This window comes from Falsihalocynthiibacter sp. CO-5D18, from assembly GCF_041205445.1.
Lineage (GTDB): Bacteria > Pseudomonadota > Alphaproteobacteria > Rhodobacterales > Rhodobacteraceae > Falsihalocynthiibacter > Falsihalocynthiibacter arcticus.
The window spans coordinates 1-2,347 of the sequence record NZ_JBGFCF010000045.1 but is presented as its reverse complement, the minus strand read 5'-3'; the positions used below and the strand labels follow the sequence as shown (position 1 = coordinate 2,347).

The window sequence follows — 2,347 nt, the reverse complement described above, 5'->3', positions numbered from 1 at the left end:
CCCATGTTGCCGAATGCCGAGATTGGCAGTTTCGCCTGTTTTCTCCATCAACGCCCTAAGGTGGGGGCGCGCCCGTTCAACCAAACTGGTGCGCCGAAGAAAACGCGACCCGATCACAAAAGCACGCGCCCCGATATGCCAAACCTGATCCACCTGATCGAATTCCACGAGACCCCGCGTCTCCAAAGTCACCAGAATGCGATAGACCGTGGAAGGGGATTGGTTGAGGTCGCTCGCAAGCGTTGTCAAAGCTTTGCCCTGCGTATCACTTAGGAATTCGAAAACCTCCATGGCGCGATCCAGAGACTTGATCGTATTCTGCGCCGTTTTATCGTGCCAGTCGCGTGGACGGCCACGGGGTTTTCGGGGGCCTTGATTCTTGTCATCCTGAGGAATCATCGGAGCACTCTTTCCAATTTGTGAAATACTTATTCATCATATGAAAAATACAACCATATGACAACAAACATTTTTCCAGAGTTATCAGATTTTAAAAAACGTTTTCAAAAATATATCGCCAACGAAACCTGCGACCTACACTAGGCACAACAGCAAATTAGGAGACGATCATGAGCTTCCAGAACCCAGTATTCATTCCAGGCCCCACCAACATGCCAGAGACCCTCCGTCAGGCCTGTTACATGCCAACGATTGACCACCGCTCACCGACGTTTGGCAAGATACTGCATCCCTGCCTTGAGGGCGTGCAAAAAGTTTTGAAATCCGACACTGCGAAGGTATTCATCTTTCCCTCCACCGGAACGGGCGGCTGGGAAACGGCTCTGTCCAACACCTTGAGCAAAGGCGACAAAGTTCTGGCGGCCCGTAACGGTATGTTCTCTCATCGTTGGATTGACATGTGCCAGCGCCACGGATTGGACGTTCAAATTGTGGAAACAGCTTGGGGCGAAGGATTGCCCGCAGATCGCTACGAAGAGATTCTGCGCGCCGACAAAAGCCACGACATCAAAGTTGTGCTCGCCACCCATAATGAAACCGCAACTGGTGTAAAATCCGACATCGCCGCCGTGCGCCGCGCCTTGGTTGCTGCGGGCCACCCCGCGTTGCTGTTTGTGGATGGGGTAAGTTCGATCGCGTCGATGGATTTCCGTTTTGATGAATGGGGCGTTGATGTTGCCGTGACCGGAAGCCAAAAGGGGTTCATGTTGCCTGCGGGCCTTGCGATCCTTGGGTTTTCTGACAAAGCCATTGCAGCATCGAAAAACGCCGGATTGCCGCGCACTTTCTTTGACATCAAAGACATGCAGAACGGCTATAACGCCAACGCCTTTCCGTACACGCCGCCTGTTGGGTTGATGAACGGCCTCAAATTGTCGCTCGAAATGCTGCTTGGCGAGGGTTTAGAAAACGTCTTTGCCCGTCATCATCGGATCGCCGAAGGGGTGCGCGCAGCGGTGAGTGCTTGGGGATTGGACCTCTGTGCGGTGTCGCCCGATGTCTATTCCGATACCGTCAGTGCGATCCGCACGCCAGAGGGGTTTAACGCGACTGATATCGTGACCCTTGCCGCGGAAAAATACGACGTGGCCTTCGGGGTTGGCCTTGGTGAAGTTGCGGGCAAGGTTTTCCGCATCGGTCACCTCGGCAGTCTCACCGACGTGATGACGCTGAGTGGGCTTGCCACTGCGGAGATGTGCATGGCAGACCTTGGCCTTGATATCACGTTGGGATCCGGTGTTGCGGCGGCTCAGCAGTATTACCGCTCGAACTCCGCGTTGGCTCAAAGGATCGCGGCGTGATGTTGGACACGATGTATATTCCCACTTTCGATGACGTAAAGACGGCGCATGAACGGATCAAACCGTATATCCATCGCACGCCTGTTTTGACCTCGTCCTTTTTAAACGAACTCACAGGCGCGCAGTTGTTTTTCAAATGTGAAAACTTCCAGAAGGCGGGTGCGTTCAAAGTGCGCGGAGCGTCCAATGCCGTCTTTGGTCTGTCGGACGCGGATGCCAAAAACGGCGTTTGCACCCACAGTTCGGGCAATCACGCGCTCTCCCTCAGCTATGCGGCGGGGCGTCGCGGAATTGCTTGCAACGTGGTCATGCCGCGCACCGCACCCCAAGCGAAAAAAGACGCCGTGATAGGGTATGGCGGTACGATCACCGAATGCGAACCGTCGACCAGCAGCCGCGAAGAGGTCTTTGCGCAGGTTCAAGCCAGAACGGGCGGCAACTTCGTGCATCCCTATAACGACCCCCGCGTCATCGCGGGTCAAGGTACCTGTTCGCGCGAGTTAATGGAGCAAACCGACGGTTTGGACATGGTTGTTGCGCCGATTGGTGGCGGCGGCATGATCTCGGGCACCTGCCTGACGCTCAGC

3 protein-coding genes are annotated in these 2,347 nt (G+C 54.9%); 2 read left to right on the top strand and 1 reads right to left on the bottom strand.

Annotated elements, in window-relative coordinates; translation table 11 throughout:
• Window positions 1-399 (bottom strand): IclR family transcriptional regulator (locus AB9F27_RS21715; RefSeq protein WP_369758178.1); only part of this gene is annotated, 399 nt, incomplete at its 3' end.
• A 170-nt stretch (window positions 400-569) separates the two neighbouring features.
• On the opposite strand from AB9F27_RS21715, the gene bhcA reads away from it, so the two are divergent.
• Both bhcA and AB9F27_RS21705 read left to right on the top strand, forming a co-directional pair.
• Window positions 570-1,760, top strand: a complete 1,191-nt coding sequence (gene bhcA, locus AB9F27_RS21710; RefSeq protein WP_369758177.1) for an L-aspartate--glyoxylate aminotransferase BhcA — start codon at window positions 570-572, stop codon at window positions 1,758-1,760.
• A partial coding sequence (locus AB9F27_RS21705) for a pyridoxal-phosphate dependent enzyme (RefSeq protein ID WP_369758176.1) occupies window positions 1,760-2,347 on the top strand: 588 nt, incomplete at its 3' end. The genes bhcA and AB9F27_RS21705, both read left to right, overlap by 1 nt.

What these genes read in the sequence shown, in the direction of transcription:
- bhcA (WP_369758177.1), top strand. Translation starts at nt 570, where the DNA reads ATGAGCTTCCAGAACCCAGTATTCATTCCAGGCCCCACCAACATGCCA.